We start from the raw sequence: 17,994 nt of genomic DNA on the forward strand, positions 1-17,994 counted from the left end.
CGGAGCAGTTAGCCCCGCCGGCACAACCATAGCATCAAGAAATCTGCTGCGCGCCGCGAGCTCTGAGCAACACGGCTCGCGATATCAAACTACTCGCCAAAGAACTCGTTGATCTTCTGCTCGTCGACGCCAAAGAACCACGTCAGGACAAAGCCGGCGGCATAGGCAAGCAGCATAGCGGCAACGTAGCCGAGCTGCTGGCCAGGAACGACGATCAGCAAGCCAAACAGACCGGAAACGCCCTGAGAAACCGTGCCGATGTGAAGCAGCGCCGCGAGCGCGCCGCCAAATCCGGCACCCAGGCAGGCCGTCACAAACGGGCGAACGAGCGGCAGCGCAACAGCATACATCAGAGGCTCGCCCACACCCAGGATTCCAACGGGAATGGACTCGGCGACGTACTTCTTGAGCTTGGCGTTCTTGGTCTTAAAGTACAGCGCCAGACCGGCACCGACCTGACCGCCGCCAGCCATCATAAGGATGGGAAGCAGGTAATTGATGCCCTTGGTAGCGCCGTCGGGATCGTTGAGCATAGCGTGGATCGGCGTGAGCGCCTGATGCAGGCCGACAGACACCAGTGGCAAGAAACCTGCCGACAGGATATAGCCGCCCAGGACGCCCAGCTTCTCGAAGATAAAGGTCAAAACGCTAAAGATGGCAGTCGTCAGCCATGCGCCAACCGGCTGGATGACGAGCATCAGAGCAAAGGCGCCGATGATGAGCACCAGCAGCGGGGACAAGAACGTGTCGAGTGCGTTGGGCATAACCTTGCGAATCTGACGCTCCATCCAGGCAAAAAATGCGCCGGCGATAAGAGCCGCGATCATGCCGCCCGCTGCGGGGTTGTACTGCGCATTGGTGAGCGGCAGCAGAATGGCAGTGGCAGGATCGGCCGCGCCAGGCGCAAGCAGGGGCATGGCACTGTTGGCGATACACATCATGCCGGCGATGCCGCCCAGCGCAGCGGAGCCACCAAACTCACGTGCCGCGTTATAGCCCACCAAGATGGGCAGATAGGCAAACAGGGCCCAGCCCATGGAACGAATGCCCTGGTACCACCACTCGCCTGCAAGCGCGCCTGCCGTCGAGACGTTGATGACGTTGCAGATACCGTTGATGAGGCCAGCCGCAATGATGCCGGGAAGCAGGGCGACGAAGACATTGGAAATCTTCTTGAGGAAGGCCTGAACCGGCTTAGACTCGTACTTGGCCTTCTGCGCGGCCTTGTTTGTGGCCGCAGCGTCAACCACGCTCTCGTCGGCAACGCCTTTCGCAAGGCCAGTGAGCTTGGAGAACTCCTCGAGCACCTTATTCACCTTGCCCGGCCCCAGCACGATCTGCATCGTGTCGTCCTCGACCAGGCCCATCACGCCGTCGAGTGCCTTAATACCCTCCGTGTCGACGTTGCCCGCGTCTTTGACGGTCACGCGCAGGCGCGTCATGCACGCCGCGTTTGCGAGCACGTTGTCTTTACCGCCCAAAAGGTCCAGCAGCTTTTGAGCCAGCTCTTTGTTCGTCATAACTCCTCCTTGTATTGGGTATCTCGTCTGGATGTCATATCAGCTCACGCCGCGCACCTATCGGGCGTCGGCATTGCTCTTCTCATGGCCACTCACCGCAGCACGGACATGGCCTCGCGCCCGCTCAAGAGCTACCGCGGCCTGCTCGGCATCGCAGTCCAGCAGCACCGAGACAATAGCGGTTTTTACGTGGCCGCCGGCATCTGCAAGCGCCTGAACAGCGCGCTCGCGCGTGCAGCCGGTCGCCTCCATCACGATGTTCTGGCCGCGCACCACCAACTTCTCGTTCGTCTGCTGCACATCGACCATCAGGTTTTGGTATACCTTGCCGATCTTGACCATGGCACCGGTCGAAATCATGTTGAGAATGAGCTTTTGAACCGTTCCCGCCTTGAGCCTCGTTGAGCCGGTCAGCACCTCGGGACCGGGCACGGGCTCAATGGCAAGATCTGCGCTCTCCCCGATCTTCGACCCTTGGTTGCAGGCAATTGCAATGGTCTTGCACCCAGTTGCCTTGGCGTACACAAGGCCGCCCACCACATAAGGAGTACGACCGCTTGCCGCCAGGCCAACGACAAGATCCTTGTCCGAGAGTCCACGCTCTCGCAGGTCGTTCGCGCCAAGCTCCTCGCTGTCTTCGGCACCTTCGACAGCCCTGATAAACGCCGTCTCGCCTCCGGCAATGAGCCCGACAATCAGATCGGGTGACACGCCAAACGTGGGCGGACACTCCGAAGCGTCGAGTACGCCCAGACGACCGCTGGTGCCTGCGCCCATGTAAAAGACGCGCCCGCCGCGCTCGAGTGCCTCAGCAGCCCAGTCGATTGCTGCGGCAACCTGGGGCAAAACTTTCGTGACCGACTGGACGGCACGAAGATCCTCATCGTTCATCGTCGTGACGATTTGCAGCGATGTCATCGTATCGAGGTCCATTGACCTTTGATTACGCTGTTCGGTCGTGAATTTTGTTAAATCGAGCATTTCATTCACCTCATCTTTCCTGTTTCTCGATGTAGTTTTGCTTAATGACATGCGTCGCCCGTTCGTAGTCGCTGGCAACGTAAGCAGCGTACAGGGCATCGACAACCATAAGCTGGGCCATACGCGAAGCCATGGCACCGCTGCGGACCAAGGGTTCACTCGCGGCGACGCCGAGCACGGCATCGGCCATGGTGGCAAGCTTGGATGATCCATCTACTTTGGTAACGGCCACGACGGGACAGTTGTGACGTTGAGCCTCGGCGGTGCAGTCCAGCACCTCTTGCGTCAAGCCCGAGTAGCTAAAGGCGATTGCCATATCGCCCTCATGCATGTTCTTGGCACACAAGAGCTGATCATGCCAGTCGTCGTACAGATGGCACTCTTTGTCGACACGCATGAGCTTTTGCGCCAGATCGTGTGCGACCAAACGAGAGGCACCAATACCGAACAGATTGACCGCGCGTGCCCGCTTAAGACGGGCCGCGCATCGCTCCAAGACGGTGTAATCGAGCGTTCGCGCCGTCGCCTCGATCGTTCGCACGTTGCTTTTCATCACCTTCCCCACGATACGTTCGACGCTGTCATCCATGGAGATGTCCTCGAGGGCAACGTCTTTCTTGTCACCTAAGAGCGCCAGCTCGGCAATCAGTTCGCGCTGGAACTCCTTGTAGCCCGCAAAACCCAAACGCTTGCAAAAGCGCAAAATGCTCGAGGGCGAGGAGAACGTGACATCGGCAAGACCGCGGACGGACAGCCCGACCACCTCGTGCGGATGAGCGCTTACATATGCGATGACATTGCGTTCCGCCGGGCTCGCGCTGAGCTCACGCTCGCGAAGCCGCAAAAGCAATCCGTTTGCCATCTCAAACACCTCCGTTGAGAAGAATTAAAGACCAACGAACGATTCGTACCGTATACAAACAGCTTTTGCGGTACATTGTGCCGCATCGTGGCGCACAAAGGGCGAGCGTTCTACCGCTCGCCCCTCAAATCCGACCGCTCGGAAATACGCGCGACACAAAATAATTCAACAAGGTCGCATTATCAGAAACGGGTTTGTTACCGGCTAGCGCCTCGCATGGGCGCCGATCGGCCGAGTCACATGGCGCACCAACGCCGCTGCCAGCAATACCAACAGCATGGCGGTGACATAGCCCGCAGCATCGAATCCTAAATCGATAACGTCGAAATGCCTGCCGGGAACAAAGATCTTATGCACCTGGTCGCCAACGGAACAGGCAGCGCAAAAGAGAAACACAGGCACGCAACGGGAACACACACTCCATGGACGCCTGGAAAAGCAGACCACGATCACCGAGGCGAACAATCCGACGAAGAAAAACTCTACGGTATGGGCGACGCGACGGACGTTTGCGCCTACCCACATGCGAATGGAAGCAAGTCGACCACGCTGGACCGTCGAGGCAGCCGGATTGGTACTCTCAGTCATGCCGTCCCCCGCCTGAGTTTCACCCGTGATGCCGGTAGCCTGAACGCTCGCAGCCTGACCCTCCACCACGCGCGCGGTGGACTCGCTCAGCAACGACGTCTGCACTGCGTTTTGCTCCGTCAGCACCCAGATGCCCGCCAGCGTTGCGGCGAACAGAGCGATCGCGGTCCACCCGATTATTATCTTCATGTGCGCCAAAGGCCAACCTCCTTTTTTGAATATCAGCGAGTGTAGCCCCAAATGACATCGTCACCGTATCAAAATTTGAATCGCAACAGGAAGCAACAAAGCGACGCAAACCCCTACCCCGCCTCGCGCATCCAGCGATCAAACGTCCCCACGCACACGCCCAGGCACTTTGCTGCCTGGCTGCGGGTAATATCGCCTGCCTCATAGCTATCGCGCACTAGCTCAAACTGAGGAGGGCACGGCTTGCGAGGTCGACCGAAACGGACCCCTCGCGCCCGCGCCGCTGCAATTCCCTCCGCCTGGCGCCGATGGATATTCTCGCGTTCCACCTGCGCCACGTAGCTCAGCAGTTGCAGCACAATATCGACAATTAGGGTGTTGGTCACATCCGGCGCGCCGCTGGCCCTGACACGCGTGTCAAGCAATGGCATGTCCAACACCACAATGGCAACCCCGAGCTCCTTGGTAATGCGCCGCCATTCCTCAAGAATCTCGGAGTAATTACGACCAAGTCGGTCGATAGAAAGCACCACCAGCACGTCCCCGTCTCCCAGAACGTGCAGCAGCTCGCGATAACGCGGTCGATCGAAGTCCTTGCCGCTCGCATGGTCGGCATAAATATTCGCCGAGCCCACGCCATAGGCGCCCAGCGCATCCAGCTGCCGATTAAGATTCTGATCGCGCGAACTCACCCGCGCATAACCGTACACCGTCGCCATCTCATCCCCGCTTTCTTGTAAACCTGCCAAAAAGGGACAGGTTTATTTTGGTAGGTTCTACCTCTCAAATAGCAGGTAAGCGGGCGGCCGAGCAGACGGCAAGGTAGCCACGATTCAAATGCGAAGGGCGGTCCCGAAAGGCCGCCCTCCGCTCCCCCACCATGAGTCGGGATTTGGCTAATGGATAAGCTTAAAGTCCAAGTGCCCACGCGTGGTATTGACGCGCGAGACCTCGACAATCACGCGCTGCCCCAGCTCGTAACGAGTCCCCGTGTCGGCGCCCGTCAGCGTAAGCGCGTCCTCGTCGAACTCGAACCACTCGTTGCCCAGGCTCTTGATCGAAATCAAGCCTTCGACCTGCGTTAGATCCAAGCGCACAAAGAGGCCCATGCTGCTAACCCACGAGACGGTTCCGGCATAGCGCTCGCCCAGACGGTCCTCATAGTACTGGGCAATCTTGATCTTTTGTGTCGCATGGCTGGCGGCATCTGCCGCGCGCTCGGCATCGCTGCATGCGCGGCAGATCTGCGGCAGAATACGCGGCAGCGACTCGCGCCCCTTGCCGATCAGCCGCGGCGTACGGACCAAGGCGTCCTTGCCGCCGAGCTGCTCATAGGCCAACTGCAGTTTGAGCACGCGGTGCACCACCAGATCGGGGTAGCGACGGATGGGACTCGTAAAGTGGCAGTAGCACGGCGCGGCGAGCGCAAAGTGGCCCTCGTTGCGCGGCTTGTACAGCGCGCGCTGCATGCTGCGCAGAAGCAGCGTGTTGACGAGCGGTGCGTTGGCCGTACCGGCGGCAGCATCAACTGCAGCCTGCAGCTCATCGGGACTCCCCAGGGCAATACCGGCAGCACGGCGATCGTCGATGATGCCTAGCTGCGCCAGCGCAACGGCGGCACCGTGCAGGCTATCGGGGCTCGGATCCTCATGCACGCGATAGCAGGCCTCGATATCACGGTCTGCCAGCCACTCTGCAACGCACTCGTTGGCCAGCAGCATGGCTTCCTCAATCAGCGACGTGGCACACGAGCGCTCACGGGCCACGATCTGCACGGGCACGCCGTCCTCGTCCAACAGCGCACGGATCTCGGCCGTATCAAAGTCGACCGAACCTCGTGCGCGACGAATACGACGGCGAAGCTCGGCGAGCTCGTTGGCAGCTACGAGGAAATCCCCCAAGTCGACGTTATAGCCGCGAGCGGTCTCCTCGCACGCAAGCCCGCGCTCGAGCGCCTCCTCGCGCGAGGCTTCAACCGCGGCAACATCCTCGGCGGCACCCTCCAGCACCGAATACTCCACCGCACCGGCACGTACCAGCAGCGCCTCGGCGCCGTCATAGTCCATGCGCACGCGCGAGCGAATCACGCTGGGATAGGGATCGTAATGGCGCACGCGACCCTGCGCGTCGAGCTCAATGTCGACGGTAAACGCCAGGCGGTCCTCGTCGGGACGCAGCGAGCACAAATCGTTCGACAGGCGCTCGGGCAACATGGGCAGCACGCGATCGGCAAGATACACCGACGTCGTGCGATGGCGGGCTTCCAGATCGATATGTCCGTCCCAGGCAACATAGTGCGAAACGTCGGCAATATGGACACCCAGCTTGTAGCCACCCTCGGGCGTACGCTCCAGCGAGATGGCGTCGTCAAAGTCGCGCGCGTCGACCGGGTCAATCGTAATGACAAAGCGGTCGCGCAGGTCTCGGCGGAGCGGGTCCTTAAGTGCCGAGGCCACATCGAGCGAAAGTGCCTCGGCCTCGGCTAGCGCGGCCTCGGGATACGTATCGGTATAGCCATAGCGCGCCATCACATACTGAACGCCCAAATCGGGCGCATCATCGCCGCCAATACGGCGCTCGATCGTCACGGTGCCCGATTCCAGGCGCGTCGGATATGTCAGAATGCGTGCGACGACCGCATCACCCGGATGAACGCCCAAGCGCTCCGCCGAGGTGTCCTCCGGCAGAATAAAGAAATCGGCCTTAAGGCGAGAATCAAGCGGCTCGATCACCCCGAGCGGGCCGGCGGTCTGGTACGTGCCCACCACACTAATGGCCGCACGCTCGACGACGCCCTCGATTACGGCGCGTCGCTCGCCATGCGGGCTGTTCTTAATGCTCACGGCAACGGTATCGCCGTCCATAATCTCACGCTTACCGCGACCCATAACCTTGTAATCGCCGTTGTCGGTCACGACATAAGCGCTGTGCTCATGGAGCTGCACGCGGCCAGTCATGCTCGGACGACGCTCGCTGCGCACCGGCCCGCGTTTATTGCGTGCGCTACGCTTATGTTTGTTATTGCGCCCCATGGCGCCTCCTTACTATCGATAGCCGCTTACACCCCAAGAGTCTACCCAAATGATCCCAAGGGGACGGCAGGATTGCGGATCACTCGAATCGAACGACCCCCAAGTGATCCGTTTTCCTCCGTCCCCAGGGGATCAAAAAACGGGCCGCCCCTGGAAAGGGACGACCCGTTGCAGACGGCATATCCGCAGCGCTTACACGCGCAGATAACGGCGCATGGCGATGGCAGAGCCAAAGAGGCCGATGATCACGCCGACAAGAATCAGCGCGGCGTAGGTCACCAGATAGTACTGCATCGGCAGCGTAAACGACATCCAGCCGACACTCTCTTGCAGGCGCGGAACCAGCAGGTTGCGCAGCAACTCCAAAACACCGATGGAAAGCAGCGAGCCCAGAATGGCCTGAAGCACGCCCTCGGTAATGAACGGCCCGCGAATGAAGCCGTTGCTGGCGCCCACCAGGCGCATAATCGCAATCTCGCGACGACGCGCCGTAATGGACAGGCGAATCGTGTTGTTGATAAAGATGAACGCGATAAAGGTCAGCAGACCGACGAGCACCACGGCGGCGATACGGATGTAGTTGGTTACCTGGAACAGGCGGCTCACTTCCTCCTGGCCATACAGCACGCTCGCGTTGACGTCGCCGTCGTCCGCGATCTTTTGGAAGTCGGCGTTCTTCTTGAGCTTCTTGGCCGTGCTCTCGACCTGAGACGGATCGTCCATCTCAATCGCAAACGAGGCGGGCAGCGGGTTCTGACCGTCGAGCGCGCTCATGGTAGCGTCGGCGTTGCCCGACATCTTGCTCGTGTACTCGGCCAGCGCGTCGTCCTTGTCCTTATAGGTCACGGACTTGACGTTGCTCCACGTCTTGAGCTCGGCCTCAAAGGCCTGAACATCTGCCTCATCGGCGTCATCGCTAATGAACGCGTTGATGACAACCTGATCCTCGACGGTACCGATCACGGAGTTCAGCATCGCGGAACCCATAATGAACAGGCCGATGATAAACAGCGAAAGGAAAATCGTGATGACGGCGCCGAGCGAGGTGGTCCAGTTACGGAAGAAGTGGCTGATAGCCTCTTTGAGCGAATAGCCCACGTTAGTTGGTGCCATAGTTGCCGTAACCTCCCCTCTCCTGGTCGCGGATTACGTGGCCGCCCTCGAGGGCGATCACGCGACGGTGCATGCTATCGACCATCTCGCGGTCGTGCGTGGCGACGATCACGGTGGTGCCGGTACGGTTAATGCGCTCGAGCAGCTTCATAATGCCCAGCGAAATCGCCGGATCGAGGTTGCCCGTGGGCTCGTCGCAGATAAGCAGCGGCGGACGGTTGACCATAGCGCGGGCAACGGCGACACGCTGCTGCTCGCCACCGGACAGCTGATCGGGCAGAGAGTCCATCTGATCGGCCAGGCCGACCAGGCGAAGCACCTCGGGCACCTGGCTGCGAATGACGCCCTTGGGCTTGCCGATGCACTGCAGGGCAAACGCCACGTTTTCGTAGGCGGACTTCTGAGGCAGAAGCTTAAAGTCCTGGAACACGGCACCGATCTGGCGACGCAAGAACGGAACCTTGCGGTTCTTGATCTTCATGAGGTCCTGGCCGGCGACCAAAATGCGGCCGCTCGTCGGCTTGACGTCGCGGTTGAGCGTCGACAGCAGCGTGGTCTTACCCGAGCCGGAGTGACCGACCAAGAAGACAAACTCGCCAGGATAGATCTCGATGTTGATGTCGTCGAGCGCGGGCTTGTTGGGCTGTGCCGGGTAGATTTTGGTGACGTGCTCCATGAGGATGACGGGCTCGACACCGGCCTGCTTGGCCATCTTCTTGCGGCTGGCCTGCGGATCGATGGGCGCAAACACCGACGTAAAGTCGGGGTTGTTGAGCGCATTGTCGAGGCTTGCGACCTCGGCGGCCTGATCGCTCTCGACTACGGGAGCCGCGGGCTGCGTAGGATCGGGAATACCGGCAAAAAGGCCGGACTGCGCAGGCTGTGGCGCCGGAGTCGCAGGAGCCATGGGATCGGGAATACCGGCCATGACAGGCTGCGGCGCGACAGCGTCCGCCTGGGGCTGATCCACGCGAGCGGTCACCTTCTGCACGGGTTCAAAACCCGCGGCCTCGGAAAGCTCGACATCATTGGTGGGATTGTAGGCAAAGGGATCTGATGCCGGCTGTGCCTGATCTGCCGGCTGTGCGGGGATCGGGCTAAACAGCTGATCCTCTGAATCCGGGGTGGCGAAACGAGTGCCCGCGGCGCCTGGCTGCGTCTTGGGGGCGTCATCGCCCGCACCGGAGGTACGGAAGTGGTTACCCACTGGTGCTCCTTATCGTCGTGCGTTTAAACTACATGAGCGCTTTGTATTTTAGCAGCATTAGCTTTGCTGCACATAAGAAGCATGGCGGGGTTTCTGTTCCCGTCGGCCGGGCAAAGGGTTGCCTCCCAAATCGTCCTCGGACATGTCGGAAGCCCCGCTACGCGCTTCGCGCTGCGGGGTTTCCTCCGTCCTGCGGAAAGATTTGGGAGGCAACCCTTTGCCCGGCCTGCGGCTACTAAGGGGCCGCCGCACCAACTTGAGATGCTGCGCACACAAAGTTGGGAGGGTCTGAATTGCACTTTGTTGTGCTGGGCCCTTATCCCAATAGAAATCCTGCTTGATACGGCCTCTTTAAAAGTTGCGGTGAAATAGGGACTGTTTTAGCAGTTAAAAGCCCTAATCAGTCCTTATTTCACCGCAACTTATATTGGGGCTCATTGTTGCGCAACTCGGATTTGGATTGTCGATTTACAGTGGCCTCGATGGGAGCGCCTATGGTTGTGGGGGCCAGTATGAATTGTCCTTATTGTGGAGCTGAGTTGCGCGATGGCGTAAGGTACTGCACGGCGTGCGGGGCTGTCGTCAATAGCATCTCTGCTGATTCTGAGCTTCGAGTAAAGCCTCGGAACCACGTTGCGGTCATCCTTGCCTGCATGCTGGTAATTGGCATTGTCGGCGGTAGCTGTATGGGTCTTCATCTGCGGCAGGTGTTGTCGCACTTTGTATCCGCCCATTCGGAGCACGCCATCGTGCTGGATGTCGCGGCTGCGGGCTGGGACACCAATAACGGGGCATCGCGCGTTCCGATACATATTACGGGCAAGACCATCGACGGAATAACGGTCGACAGGATTGAGTTCGTCGCCTCCGATGGCTCTGGCATCAATCTCATACAAGGTGTCTACACGCTCGAGGCAGCAGGTTCCCCTATCGCTGCGGATGGCACGATCTATCAAATTCCATGCACGAGTGCCACACTCGTCCTCGATGATGCCTTTGCCATGGGTGAAACGATCGATCTGGCCGAGCTTGCAGAACAGGATTCGATTCTCGCCTTCTGCCCCATTGATGCCGCCGATGTGACCAATGATGAAATCTATGATGCCGCTTTGCTCGCCATGACATACCGAGGCAGCGATGCCCCCGATGTCGCTGCACTGTGCCAAGCCGCAATCAATCGTCGCGATGGAGCCAGCACAAGCGGGAACTCCTTCGGAAGTTGCGGTGGAATGCGGATTAATTGAGCCTTTAGGCTGGCAAAACAGTCCTTATTTCACCGCAACTGAAACAGGGGCGCCCTCCAAGAGAGCGCCCCTGCCGGGTTTCCATAGTACTGGCGAAGCAGTCTTTGAGATCCGCCTTGCCTTATGCCAAGAACTCCTTGGTGGTCGCCACGATGTTGGCGGCGTCCAGGCCGTACTTGTGCAGGAGCTCGGCACCCGGGCCGGACTCGCCGAACGTGTCGTTGACGCCGATCTTCTTGAGCGGCGTCGGGCACTGCTCGCACAGGACATCGGCAACGGCGCTGCCCAGGCCACCGATCACGGAGTGCTCCTCGACGGTCACGACGTGGCCGGTCTTGGTGGCGCTCTTGACGATCAGGTCGGAGTCGATGGGCTTAATGGTGTGCATGTTGATGACCTCGGCGTCGATACCCTCGGCAGCAAGCTGCTCGGCAGCCTCGAGGGCCTCGCCGACCATCAGGCCGCAGGCAATGATGGTAACGTCGGCGCCCTCGCGCATAACGATGCCGCGACCCAGCTCAAACTTGTAGGTCTCGGGGTCATTAATGACCGGCGAGGCCAGACGGGCAAAGCGCATGTACACAGGGCCGTCGCACTCGTAGGCGGCGCGCGTCACGGCGCGGGCCTCGACGTCGTCAGCGGGAACGATGACGGTCATGCCGGGAATGACGCGCATAAGGGCGATATCCTCGCAGCACTGATGCGTGGCACCATCCTCGCCCACCGAAATACCGGCGTGCGTGGCGCCAATCTTGACGTTGAGGTGCGGATAGCCGATGGAGTTACGGACCTGCTCAAAAGCGCGGCCGGCGGCAAACATGGCAAAGCTGCTCGCGAAGGCAACGCGGCCGGTGGTCGCGATACCGGCGGCAACACCCATCAGGTTGCTCTCGGCGATACCCACATCGAAGAAGCGGTCGGGGCAGGCTGCCTTGAACTTACCGGTCTGCGTGGCGGCGGCCAGGTCGGCGTCGAGGACCACAAAGTCATCGTGCTCGTTGGCGAGCTCGACGAGGGCCTCGCCGTAGCTTACGCGCGTGGCGATTTTCTTGACATCTGCCATCCTAGAGCTCCTCTCCGGCGGCCGTGAGCTCTGCCATGGCCTGCTCAAACTGTTCATCGTTGGGGGCCTTACCGTGCCAACCCACCTGGTTCTCCATAAAGGAGACGCCCTTGCCCTTTGTGGTCTCGGCGATAATGGCGGTCGGCTGACCCTTGGTGGCGCGGGCCTCGGCAAAGGCAGCGCGGATCTGGTCGAAGTCGTTGCCGTCGGCAAGCTCCACCACATGGAACTTAAAGGCGCGGAACTTGTCTGCCAGCGGCATGGGGTCGTTGACCTCCTCGACGGGGCCATCGATCTGCAGACCGTTGTGGTCGACGATCACGCAGAGGTTGTCGAGCTGCTGGTTGCCGGCAAACATGGCGGCCTCCCAGACCTGGCCTTCCTCGCTCTCGCCATCGCCCAGCAGGGCGTACGTGCGGTAAGTATCGCCCCAGTGCTTAGCGGCAACGGCCATGCCCACGGCGGCGGAAATGCCCTGGCCGAGCGAGCCGGTGGACATGTCGACGCCCGGGGTGTCGTTCATGTTGGGGTGACCCTGCAGGTGGCTGCCGATATGGCGCAGCGTCTCGAGGTCCTCCTTGGGGAAGAACCCGCGCTCGGCGAGCACGGCGTACAGGCCCGGAGCGCAATGGCCCTTGGAGAGCACAAAGCGGTCGCGATCGGCCTTGCGGGGATCGGCCGGGTCGACGTTCATTTCCTCAAAGTACAAATAGGTCATGATGTCGGCAGCGCCGAGCGAACCGCCCGGATGGCCAGACTTGGCAGCGTGCACGCCGGTGACGATGCCCTTCCTTACCTCGTTGGCAACCTTTTTGAGCTCTTCGTCGCTCATTGTGCCTTCCTTTCATCCTCTTAAGACAAGATGCGCACGGCACCGAAGGTAATCCCAACACAGCCGCAATGCACGTACGTCATTCATTATGCTGGAAACCGATGGCTTTACCAGAGTTTTTATCATTATTTGAACAATTTAGCAGGCAGAACCGCTGATGAAACGGTTTATCAATGTGAACGTCTTTTGGATGCGGTGGCTACCTCTCGCCCCGGCACAAAAATGATCCGCAAACCGAAATTCAGCCTACGCGTTAATGTCCTTGAATCCCTCACCGAAGGCTTCCGTAACGTCGGCGACCGTCACAATGGCGTGAGGATCGCGCTCGCGCACGATCGTTTTGAGGGTGTTGAGCTCTCGACGGCTAACGATCACCATGATCACCGGCTTCTCGACGCCCGAATACATACCGGTCGCCTTTAATTTGGTGCAGCCGCGGCCCAGACCATACATGATGTCGGCCGCGATATCGGGAAAGTTATCCGAGATGATGAGCACCATACGACGCTTATTGCCGCCATCGACCACAGCATCGATCACATAGCCGCTAATCACCATCGAAAGTCCTGCGTACAGAGCATTTTCGAGCGAGAAGACCGGAGCCGATGCCGCACATACGGCAACGTCGATTGCCATGACGGTCGAGCCCACCGGCAGCGAGGTGTTACGCGAGATGATTTGGCCAATCGTGTCCGAGCCGCCGGTGTTGGCGCCGGCGCGCAACACCATGCCGTAACCAATGCCCGTGATAATGCCGCCCCACATAGCGGGAAGCATCAGGTCCGCATGTGCCAGAGGCGCTACAAACGGGGCAAACAGATCGGTAAAGAAGCCCAGCAGCACAAAGCCCGTCGCCGTCTGCACTACGTAGAACATGCCACCCTCGCGCATAACGATCAGCAGCAGCAAGGCATTCATCACGATGGTCTGGATACCGACGGGAAGCGACACGCCTCGCGCTGCGCCGACTGCCTGGATAATCGTCGCAAGGCCCGTAACGCCACCGGCTGCAAGACCGTTGGGAATCAAAAACAGGTCGGTCGCGATGGCGGCCAAGGCACACCCCAACATGATCTGGGGCAGATCGTGAAAGAAGTTCATCGAAAGAATGCGCTTGATGTCCAGACGATATGCCATGCTGCCTCCCTCAAAAAAGCGCACCCCATCGGATGCGCTTTGAACTTCTTCTTGTATTCGATTCTACCGATTCGCCAAACAAAAAACCACCCCTGTGCAGGGTTTGTTCTGGATACAAAACCGCCCTGCTCGGAGGGTTTTAATCCATTTCCACATAAACCGAGCGGTTTAGGCAGACGGGGTCTCCGCGTCAGCGTTGCCGGTAGCCCAACGGTGATAGCCAATTACAAACGGATCCAGATCGCCATCGTCAAGAACGGCCTCGACGTTGCTGGTCTCCACGCCCGTGCGCAGGTCCTTAACCATCTGGTACGGGTAGAGCACGTAGCTGCGGATCTGGTTGCCAAAACCAATTGTGGTCTTGGGTCCGCGAATCTCATCCAGGGCCTCGGCGCGCTTTTCGAGCTCAATCTCGTACAGACGAGCCTTGAGGATCTGCATACAAGCGGCCTTGTTTTGAATCTGGCTGCGCTCGTTTTGACACGTGACCACGATACCGCTGGGGAAATGCGTCACGCGCACGGCGGAGTCGGTGGTGTTGACGCCCTGACCGCCCGGGCCGCTTGCGTGGTACACGTCGACGCGAATGTCATCGGGATTAATCTCGATATCGATATCGTCGGGTAGCACCGGAATGACCTCGACGCCGGCAAACGTAGTCTGGCGGCGCTTCTTGTCGTCGGTGGGGCTAATGCGCACCAGGCGGTGAACACCGGCCTCGGCACGAAGCATGCCAAAGGCATCCTTGCCTTCGACGGTAAAGGTCGCGCGATCGATGCCGATGACCTCGGCCGCGGGGCAATCGTTGATGGTAACCTTCCAGCCGCGGCGCTGGCAGTACTTCATGTACATCTTAAAGAGCATGAAGGTCCAATCCTGGGCCTCCAAGCCACCCTGCCCGGGCTTGATGGTCACAATTGCGTCGCCGTGATCGAACTCGCCGGTAAACCAGCTCGCAAGCTCAAGCTCGTCGATGGCGCGGGATAGGCGCTCCGCCGTGGCGGCAGCCTCCTCACGCAGCGCAGCGGCATCGGGGTCATCGCCCATTTCCTCGGCAAGCTCCAACGCGGCGCGCGCATCGGAGAGCTCACCGCGCGCGGTATCCACGGCGGCGATGTCCTCCTTGGCGCGTGCGATCTCCTCCATCGTGGCGCGAGCGGCATCGGCGTCGTCCCAAAAGCCCGGGGCGACGCTTTTGGCCTCGAGCTCCGCCGCGCGGGTGCGCTTCTCGTCCAAATGGAGATATGACTCGACCTCGCCGAGTCGGTCCGCAAACGCGTCCAACTCGGCGGGAGTTACCTCTAGAGTCTCGGCCATTAACGATTCCTGCCGTGGCAGTACTTGAACTTCTTACCGCTACCGCAAGGGCACAGGTCGTTGCGGCCCACGTTGACATAGGGGTCATCGCTCTCGGACTTGCGGTAGGTCGTCACCTTGCCACCGTTGTTAACGGCAGCCGGACCACCCTGGACGGCGGTGCGGGCCTGCACCTGAGCCTGCTTGCGCAGTACCGAATCGCTGTTGTCGCCATCGACCTCGGCGGGACCAGAGAAGCGCGCACCCTTAAGGGCGGGGTCCTCCTTGTGCTCCACAGCCTGCGGGGCAGCTTTGAGCTCAATGCGCAGAACAGTGCGCAGGTAATCCTCGTACATGGTATCGACGAGTATCTGGAACGCGCCGTAGGCCTCGGTCTTGTACTCAACCAGCGGGTCGCGCTGGCCGAAGCCGCGCAGGCCGATACCGGTCTTGAGGTAGTCCATCTCCTGCAGGTAGTTCATCCAGCGCGTATCGATGACGCGCAGCATGACCTGGGTATTGAGCTCGCGCATCAGGTCCTCGCCCAGGCGCTCGGCCTTCATGTTGTAGCACTTCTCAACATAGGCCAGGACATCGGCGGCCAGGGCCTCAAAGTCCTCGTCGGGGAATTGAGGGGTATCGATATGCCCGGTCAGCTCGACGACCCACTTACGCAGACCCTCAAGATCGCGCTCGCCCTCGTGGCTGTCCTTGGTGCAGAACTCCTGAACACAGCGGTACACGGTATCGTGCATGACCTCGGTGATGTGGTCGGTCAGGTCCTTGCCGTCCAGAATCTTGTTGCGCTCGGCGTAGATGACCTGGCGCTGCTTGTTCATGACGTCGTCATACTCAAGAACGCTCTTACGCATGGAGAAGTTAATGCTCTCGACCTTATGCTGGGCGTTCTCGACGGCCTTGGAGATGATCTTGTGCTGGATGGGCATGTCGTCGCCCATGTCGGCCGTGACCATCATCTTGGAGACGCGGTCCATCCTGTCGCCGCCGAACAGGCGCATCAGATCGTCCTCAAGCGACAGGTAGAACTGGGTCTCGCCCGGGTCGCCCTGACGGCCGGAACGGCCACGCAGCTGGTTGTCGATACGGCGGGACTCATGGCGCTCGGTGCCGATAACGGTCAGGCCGCCGGCGGCAAGCACACGCTCGCGCTCGGCCTTGCAGGTCTCCTTGGCCTCGGCGTTAAACTGCTCGAGCTGCTCGGGCGTCACGTCCTCCATGGTCAGGCCCTCGTACTCCAGGCGCTCGCGCACCAGCTCGTCGGGGTTGCCGCCCAGCAGGATGTCGGTACCACGGCCGGCCATGTTGGTAGCGATGGTCACGGCGCCATAGCGACCAGCCTGGGCCACGATATGGGCCTCGCGCTCGTGGTGCTTGGCGTTGAGGACCTCGTGCGCGATACCGCGCTTAGTGAGGGCGGCGGACAGTTTCTCGGAGCTCTCGATGGAGACGGTGCCCACCAGGACCGGCTGGCCCTTGGCGTGACGACGCTCAACGTCGTCGGCAACGGCGTTGTACTTGGCCTGGATGGTGCGGTACACCAGGTCCTCGTGGTCAACACGCTGCACGGGCTTGTTGGGAGGGATGACCTCGACGGGCAGCTTGTAGATCTCGCGGAACTCGGCGTCCTCGGTGAGCGCCGTACCGGTCATGCCGGAGAGCTTGTCATACAGGCGGAAGTAGTTCTGCAGGGTGATGGTGGCAAGGGTCTGGTTCTCCTCGCGCACGAGCACGCCCTCTTTGGCCTCGATGGCCTGATGCAGGCCCTCGGAGTAGCGGCGGCCTTCCATGATACGGCCGGTGAACTCGTCGACGATCTTAACCTCGCCGTTGGTGACCACGTACTGCTTGTCGCGGTGGAACATGTACTGGGCCTTCAGCGCCTGCTGCAGGTGGTTGACCAGCTGGCCGGAGAGATCGGCGTAGATGTCATCGATACCCAGGCGGCGCTCGATCTTCTTAAGGCCGCGCTCGGTGGCGGCGATGGTGTGCTTGGCCTCGTCCATGACGAAGTCGCCCGTGGGCTCAACGTCCTCGGTGGCGGTGAGCATGTCGTGCGAGACGTCCTCGCCGCGCTCAAGGCCGCGCACGGCGCGCGCGAAGTCCTTGTAGGTGCTGGCGGACTTGGTGCCGGCGCCCGAGATGATGAGCGGCGTTCTGGCCTCATCGATCAGGATGGAGTCGACCTCGTCGACGATGGCGTAATTGTGACCGCGCTGAACACGCTGCTCGGGGCGGGTGACCATGTTGTCGCGCAGGTAGTCGAAACCGAACTCGGAGTTCGTGCCGTACGTGACGTCGGCCTGGTAGGCCGGGCGCTTGAGCTCGAGCGGCATGTTGTTCTGGAGCAGACCGACGGTCATGCCCAGATACTTGTAGATGCGACCCATCCACTCGGAGTCGCGCTTGGCCAGGTAGTCGTTGACGGTGACGACGTGCACGCCCTTACCGGCGATAGCGTTGAGATAGCCGGCCAGCGTGGAGACGAGGGTCTTGCCTTCGCCGGTCTTCATCTCGGCAATGTGGCCCTCGTGCAGCGCCATGGCGCCGATGAGCTGTACATCAAAGTGACGCATGCCCATGGTGCGCTTGGAAGCTTCGCGCACGGTGGCAAAGGCCTCGGGGAGCATGTCGTCGAGCGACTCGCCGTTGGCGTAGCGCTCGCGGAACTTATCGGTCTGGGCGCGGAGCTCCTCCTCGGTCATCTTCTCAAACTGGGGCTCAAGACCGTTGATCTTGTCGACGATCTTGTAGTAGCGCTTAAGGTCCTTATCGGATCCAAAGGACAGCAGCTTTGACATGAATCCCATGTGGTTTTCCTTTTTGGCCATCGCCCACGCCGTGCAGCTGCGGGCGAGTTAAACACAGATGATTGTACTTTAGCCAAACAAGGCGCGGCCTATACGGTCGAC

Annotated in this window: 14 protein-coding genes and 1 pseudogene; 2 read left to right on the plus strand and 13 right to left on the minus strand. The window is 60.3% G+C overall.

Annotation, left to right across the window (positions count from 1 at the left end; all coding sequences use genetic code 11):
* Positions 1–89 precede the first annotated feature (89 nt).
* The 8 genes from ABCP74_RS02515 to ftsE form a co-directional block, all read right to left on the minus strand.
* Positions 90–1,520, minus strand: a complete 1,431-nt coding sequence (locus ABCP74_RS02515; RefSeq protein WP_117773337.1) for a PTS transporter subunit EIIC — start codon at positions 1,518–1,520, stop codon at positions 90–92.
* A gap of 57 nt (positions 1,521–1,577) precedes the next feature.
* Positions 1,578–2,501 carry an N-acetylmuramic acid 6-phosphate etherase gene (murQ, locus tag ABCP74_RS02520; RefSeq protein WP_343000654.1) on the minus strand — a complete coding sequence of 308 codons (924 nt, stop codon included), beginning with the start codon at positions 2,499–2,501 and terminating at the stop codon, positions 1,578–1,580.
* Positions 2,502–2,511: 10 nt separating this feature from the next.
* Positions 2,512–3,363 (minus strand): MurR/RpiR family transcriptional regulator, encoded by an 852-nt coding sequence (locus tag ABCP74_RS02525; RefSeq protein WP_055310345.1) that lies wholly within the window; start codon positions 3,361–3,363, stop codon positions 2,512–2,514.
* A gap of 204 nt (positions 3,364–3,567) precedes the next feature.
* Positions 3,568–4,140, minus strand: coding sequence for a VanZ family protein (locus tag ABCP74_RS02530; RefSeq protein ID WP_343000700.1), 573 nt, complete (start codon positions 4,138–4,140; stop codon positions 3,568–3,570).
* Between the two features lie 113 nt (positions 4,141–4,253).
* Entirely contained in the window at positions 4,254–4,859 is a 606-nt protein-coding gene (locus ABCP74_RS02535; RefSeq protein ID WP_055251867.1) for a recombinase family protein, read from the minus strand.
* A 177-nt stretch (positions 4,860–5,036) separates the two neighbouring features.
* Complete coding sequence (locus ABCP74_RS02540; RefSeq protein ID WP_343000653.1) at positions 5,037–7,172, minus strand: ribonuclease R family protein; 2,136 nt, start codon at positions 7,170–7,172, stop codon at positions 5,037–5,039.
* A 192-nt stretch (positions 7,173–7,364) separates the two neighbouring features.
* The gene (gene ftsX, locus ABCP74_RS02545; protein WP_343000652.1) at positions 7,365–8,285 is read right to left on the minus strand and encodes a permease-like cell division protein FtsX; all 921 of its coding nucleotides are present in this window, start codon (positions 8,283–8,285) and stop codon (positions 7,365–7,367) included.
* Positions 8,272–9,492 carry a cell division ATP-binding protein FtsE gene (ftsE, locus tag ABCP74_RS02550; RefSeq protein WP_343000651.1) on the minus strand — a complete coding sequence of 407 codons (1,221 nt, stop codon included), beginning with the start codon at positions 9,490–9,492 and terminating at the stop codon, positions 8,272–8,274. The genes ftsX and ftsE overlap by 14 nt, the downstream gene beginning before the upstream one ends.
* 512 nt (positions 9,493–10,004) lie before the next feature.
* Between ftsE and ABCP74_RS09415 the strand changes: the two are divergent.
* Both ABCP74_RS09415 and ABCP74_RS02555 read left to right on the plus strand, forming a co-directional pair.
* Positions 10,005–10,070, plus strand: a pseudogene (locus ABCP74_RS09415) (zinc-ribbon domain-containing protein); the annotation flags it as partial.
* Between the two features lie 108 nt (positions 10,071–10,178).
* Complete coding sequence (locus ABCP74_RS02555; protein ID WP_343000650.1) at positions 10,179–10,736, plus strand: hypothetical protein; 558 nt, start codon at positions 10,179–10,181, stop codon at positions 10,734–10,736.
* A 121-nt stretch (positions 10,737–10,857) separates the two neighbouring features.
* On the opposite strand, the gene ABCP74_RS02560 is transcribed toward ABCP74_RS02555, so the two are convergent.
* The 5 genes from ABCP74_RS02560 to secA form a co-directional block, all read right to left on the minus strand.
* Positions 10,858–11,799, minus strand: a complete 942-nt coding sequence (locus tag ABCP74_RS02560; protein WP_343000649.1) for a transketolase family protein — start codon at positions 11,797–11,799, stop codon at positions 10,858–10,860.
* A gap of 1 nt (position 11,800) precedes the next feature.
* On the minus strand, positions 11,801–12,631 hold the full coding sequence (locus ABCP74_RS02565) for a transketolase (RefSeq protein ID WP_118079460.1): 831 nt from the start codon (positions 12,629–12,631) through the stop codon (positions 11,801–11,803).
* A gap of 246 nt (positions 12,632–12,877) precedes the next feature.
* Positions 12,878–13,768 carry a YitT family protein gene (locus tag ABCP74_RS02570; protein WP_250786790.1) on the minus strand — a complete coding sequence of 297 codons (891 nt, stop codon included), beginning with the start codon at positions 13,766–13,768 and terminating at the stop codon, positions 12,878–12,880.
* A gap of 168 nt (positions 13,769–13,936) precedes the next feature.
* The gene (prfB, locus tag ABCP74_RS02575; RefSeq protein WP_343000648.1) at positions 13,937–15,085 is read right to left on the minus strand and encodes a peptide chain release factor 2; all 1,149 of its coding nucleotides are present in this window, start codon (positions 15,083–15,085) and stop codon (positions 13,937–13,939) included.
* Positions 15,085–17,892: a preprotein translocase subunit SecA gene (secA, locus tag ABCP74_RS02580; RefSeq protein ID WP_343000647.1), complete on the minus strand. Its 2,808-nt coding sequence runs from the start codon at positions 17,890–17,892 to the stop codon at positions 15,085–15,087. Before secA ends, prfB begins: the two co-directional genes overlap by 1 nt.
* Positions 17,893–17,994 lie beyond the last annotated feature (102 nt).

The organism is Collinsella aerofaciens, assembly GCF_039062315.1.
Classification (GTDB): domain Bacteria; phylum Actinomycetota; class Coriobacteriia; order Coriobacteriales; family Coriobacteriaceae; genus Collinsella; species Collinsella aerofaciens_BG.

Bases quoted from the DNA above. Each gene is read 5' to 3' on its own strand.
- ABCP74_RS02515 (WP_117773337.1), bottom strand. From the start codon at position 1,520: ATGACGAACAAAGAGCTGGCTCAAAAGCTGCTGGACCTTTTGGGCGGT.
- murQ (WP_343000654.1), bottom strand. From the start codon at position 2,501: ATGCTCGATTTAACAAAATTCACGACCGAACAGCGTAATCAAAGGTCA.
- ABCP74_RS02525 (WP_055310345.1), bottom strand. From the start codon at position 3,363: ATGGCAAACGGATTGCTTTTGCGGCTTCGCGAGCGTGAGCTCAGCGCG.
- ABCP74_RS02530 (WP_343000700.1), bottom strand. From the start codon at position 4,140: ATGAAGATAATAATCGGGTGGACCGCGATCGCTCTGTTCGCCGCAACG.
- ABCP74_RS02535 (WP_055251867.1), bottom strand. From the start codon at position 4,859: ATGGCGACGGTGTACGGTTATGCGCGGGTGAGTTCGCGCGATCAGAAT.
- ABCP74_RS02540 (WP_343000653.1), bottom strand. From the start codon at position 7,172: ATGGGGCGCAATAACAAACATAAGCGTAGCGCACGCAATAAACGCGGG.
- ftsX (WP_343000652.1), bottom strand. From the start codon at position 8,285: ATGGCACCAACTAACGTGGGCTATTCGCTCAAAGAGGCTATCAGCCAC.
- ABCP74_RS02555 (WP_343000650.1), top strand. From the start codon at position 10,179: ATGGGTCTTCATCTGCGGCAGGTGTTGTCGCACTTTGTATCCGCCCAT.
- ABCP74_RS02560 (WP_343000649.1), bottom strand. From the start codon at position 11,799: ATGGCAGATGTCAAGAAAATCGCCACGCGCGTAAGCTACGGCGAGGCC.
- ABCP74_RS02565 (WP_118079460.1), bottom strand. From the start codon at position 12,631: ATGAGCGACGAAGAGCTCAAAAAGGTTGCCAACGAGGTAAGGAAGGGC.
- ABCP74_RS02570 (WP_250786790.1), bottom strand. From the start codon at position 13,768: ATGGCATATCGTCTGGACATCAAGCGCATTCTTTCGATGAACTTCTTT.
- prfB (WP_343000648.1), bottom strand. From the start codon at position 15,085: ATGGCCGAGACTCTAGAGGTAACTCCCGCCGAGTTGGACGCGTTTGCG.
- secA (WP_343000647.1), bottom strand. From the start codon at position 17,892: ATGGGATTCATGTCAAAGCTGCTGTCCTTTGGATCCGATAAGGACCTT.